This is a genomic window from Streptomyces sp. NPDC005141 (genome assembly GCF_053599975.1).
In genome coordinates, this window is the sequence record NZ_JBSFYW010000145.1 from 1 (window position 1) to 3,032 (window position 3,032).

Annotated in this window: 3 protein-coding genes and 1 pseudogene; 3 read left to right on the forward strand and 1 reads right to left on the reverse strand. The window is 70.1% G+C overall.

The window, feature by feature from the left end; all coding sequences use genetic code 11:
* The first annotated feature begins 90 nt into the window (after positions 1–90).
* Together ACWD68_RS41665 and ACWD68_RS41670 are read left to right on the forward strand one after the other, a co-directional pair.
* Positions 91–932 (forward strand): annotated as a pseudogene (locus ACWD68_RS41665) (helix-turn-helix domain-containing protein).
* 87 nt (positions 933–1,019) lie between these two features.
* Positions 1,020–1,481 carry a hypothetical protein gene (locus ACWD68_RS41670; RefSeq protein WP_451811683.1) on the forward strand — a complete coding sequence of 154 codons (462 nt, stop codon included), beginning with the start codon at positions 1,020–1,022 and terminating at the stop codon, positions 1,479–1,481.
* Positions 1,482–1,570: 89 nt separating this feature from the next.
* Here the strand turns inward: ACWD68_RS41670 and ACWD68_RS41675 are convergent, their stop codons facing one another.
* Positions 1,571–1,972 (reverse strand): GNAT family N-acetyltransferase, encoded by a 402-nt coding sequence (locus tag ACWD68_RS41675; protein ID WP_451811684.1) that lies wholly within the window; start codon positions 1,970–1,972, stop codon positions 1,571–1,573.
* 173 nt (positions 1,973–2,145) lie between these two features.
* Between ACWD68_RS41675 and ACWD68_RS41680 the strand changes: the two genes are divergently transcribed.
* Positions 2,146–3,032, forward strand: an 887-nt coding sequence (locus ACWD68_RS41680) for an RNA-guided endonuclease InsQ/TnpB family protein (RefSeq protein ID WP_451811685.1), incomplete at its 3' end; no start/stop codon positions are given.

Consider the following 3,032-nt stretch of genomic DNA (forward strand, 5'->3'; position numbering starts at 1 on the left):
CCCTGGGGGCGAAATCCCGTTTCCTGCCCTGCTCCGCAGGAGTCCGATTCCTCCCCGGCCTGAAGGCCGAGGCATCCTCGGAGGAACCCGGTGACCACAGACTTCCAGTCGTCGAGAGAAGCCCTCGGTGTGCGGCTGCGGCAGCTGCGCACCGAGGCCGGCGTCGAGGGGAAAGACCTCGCCGCCCGTCTCGGGTGGCAGCCCTCGAAGGTCTCCCGGTTGCAGAACGGCAAGCAGACACCGACACCTGCGGACATCACGGCGTGGGCGCAGGGCATCGGGCGGTCGGACGCTGAGGCCGAACTCCAGGGGCTGCAGGCAGGGCTGGAGATGAAGCACCGGTCATGGCGCCGGCGCTCGCCGGCGGGCACCGGGGTCGGCAAGAGGTGGCGATCCAGGAGACCGCAGCCACCGAGACGATCCGGGGCCTTGAGGTCTCGCGTGTGCCCGGCCTGTTCCAGACGCCCGAGTACGCGTGGGTGATCTTCAACGCCAACGCGGAGTTCCGCGGGATCCCTTCGACGACCGAGGCCGCGGTCGAGGCGCGTACACGCAGGCAAGAGGCGCTGTACGAGCCGGGCAAGACCTTCCGATTCCTCGTGTGCGAGGCCGCGCTGTACCACCGGGCGTGCCCTGCTGACGTGATGGCCGAGCAGTTGGACCGGCTGTACAACCTGATCGGCCTGCGGTCGGTAGAGCTTGGCATCCTGCCGTTCGGGACACAGCTGCGGCGTACCGCCCCGCACGCCTTCTGGATCTACGACACGCGGTTGGTCATCGTCGAGACGATCAGCGAGGAACTGTGGCTCACCGGCGCGGACGACGTCGCCCTGTACGAACGGGCATGGGACTGGCTCGCTGAGTCTGCCGAGTACGGCCCCCCGGCCCGCCGTCTGATCGGTCGTGCCCGGTCCTCGCTCGATCTCGCATGAGCAATCGGCCGCAACTGTAGGGGCGCTGCTCGCAATCCGGCGCAACCGGTCGGCGCCGCCACAATCCGGCTTCGTAACGTGCTGGTCATGGTCTTACACCCTGCCCCGTACGTACGGCAGGCAGGACAGGACTGGCTCCTGTCCTGCGCCGACACCCCCGCCGAAGTCCGGACCCTGTGGGACGCGGACGAGCTGGGAGCCTTCCCCGTCGGCGGTCACTGGATGGTGGCCGAAGCGACGCTCGCCCACACCATGGACGCGGTCAAGCGCATCCCACCCGCCCTACGAGGCCCGGTCCTCGCCGACGTCAGCCAGGGCATCTCCTGGTGGCTGCTGCCTCCCACCCTCGGCAACGACCTCGACGACGTCTGCACGATCACCGTCCGCCCCCGGGGCTGGCTGCTCCGCTGCCCACCCGTGCTGTACCCGGTGCGCGGCCGCGTGTGGATAGAACACCCGGACGGCTCCGGGTGCCTGACCGATCCCGTCCTGCTCGGCGCCGCCCTCGGACCTGGTGGCCCTCGGCTCCCGGCGGAGGCCTACGGATGACCAGTCGGCCCCGTGGCCGGCCGCGAGCAGGGGCCGGCCCGCCCCGTGTACACAGTGGGGCGGGCCGGTGACGGGGGCAGGCGGGCCGTTCAGGGATTGAGGACCCAGGCGGAGTTGTGGGCGGTGAAGCCGATGTGCGGGTAGTAGTCGGCCGCGGCGGGCGCCGACAGCAGGACGATCTTGGCCTGGGGCGCCTCCTTGCGGGTGGCGTCGATGAGCTGCCGGCCGATGCCCGTGCGCTGGTAGGCGCGGACGACGGCGATGTCGGACAGGTAGGTCACGTAGGAGAAGTCCGAGACGCTGCGCGCGATGCCCACCAGCTCGCCGTCGACGCGGCAGGTGACCACCAGGTTGGCGTTGCCCACCATGGCGGCCATGCGCTGGGTGTCCTGGACGGGCCGGCGTTCGCCGAGGCCCGACTCCTCGTAGACCCGCAGCACGTCCGCGAGGTCGAGGTCGGATCCGTTCTCCCGCTCAATGCTCCAGCTCACTGTTGTCCTCCGAGGATGGTCCGGCCTTCAGGCCGGGGACGAATGAAATCCCCACGGGGCAGGGAAAGGCGAATCGCCGTCAGGGCGATTCGGCGTCCGCCACGGCGGCATGGACGCGGGTTTCTTCATGCTTCGTGCCTCCCGACGTAGCGGTGCGGTGGCAGCATGAGGCCATGGCGACACCAGGTGGTGTGGGGGAGGTCGGGCACGCCCGGTACACCTACCGCCTGCGGGTGTCGTCCACCGCGCTGGCCCGCCTGGATGCCGAGTGGGCGCGCTGCCGGTGGGTGTGGAACGAGTGCGTGGCGATGTCCCGCAAGGTCCACGGCCTGAACAGGAACGCCGCCGTCAAGGTGACGTGCGGTCCGGCGCAGCTGGACAAGATGCTCACTCAGGCCCGTGGTGCGATGGCGTGGCTGCGCGAGGGCAGTTCGGTGCCGCAACAGCAGATGATCCGCGACTTCGCGAAGTCCCGCGCGAAGGCACTTACGGACATCAAGGCCAGGCTGCCGGTGCGGCAGCGGGCCGGGATGCCCCGGATCAAGCGCAAACGCGAGGCGCTGGTGTCGCTGAACTACACGCGGCGCGGCTTCAGGGTCAAGGACGGCCGCCTGCGCCTGGCCGGCAACATCGCCCTGACCGTGGTGTGGTCCCGCGAGCTGCCCGCCGAGGCGACGTCGGCGCGCGTATACCAGGACAGCCTCGGACACTGGTACGCCTCGTTCGTCGTGGCCGGCAGCATCGACCCGCTGCCCGCCACGGATCGCGCGATCGGTATCGACTGGGGCGTGAAGGAGACCGCCACCACCACCAGCGACGCCCACGATCTCCCGCACCCGCAGCACGGCAGGACCGCCGCGGTGAAGCTGGCCCGCTACCAGCGACAGATGGCCCGCCGCCGGACCCCGAAGAACAGGCCCGACACCGGCGGCTACCGCACGGCCCGCACTGCGGCGGCGAAGGTGTCCAAGAAGATCGCCCGACAGCGCCAGGACACCGGCCGCAAATGGGCCAAGACCGTGGTCCGCGACTTCGACCACCTCGCGGTCGAGGACTTCCG

Excerpts from the sequence above, each read along its gene's own strand:
- ACWD68_RS41670 (WP_451811683.1), top strand. The coding sequence starts at position 1,020 with ATGGTCTTACACCCTGCCCCGTACGTACGGCAGGCAGGACAGGACTGG.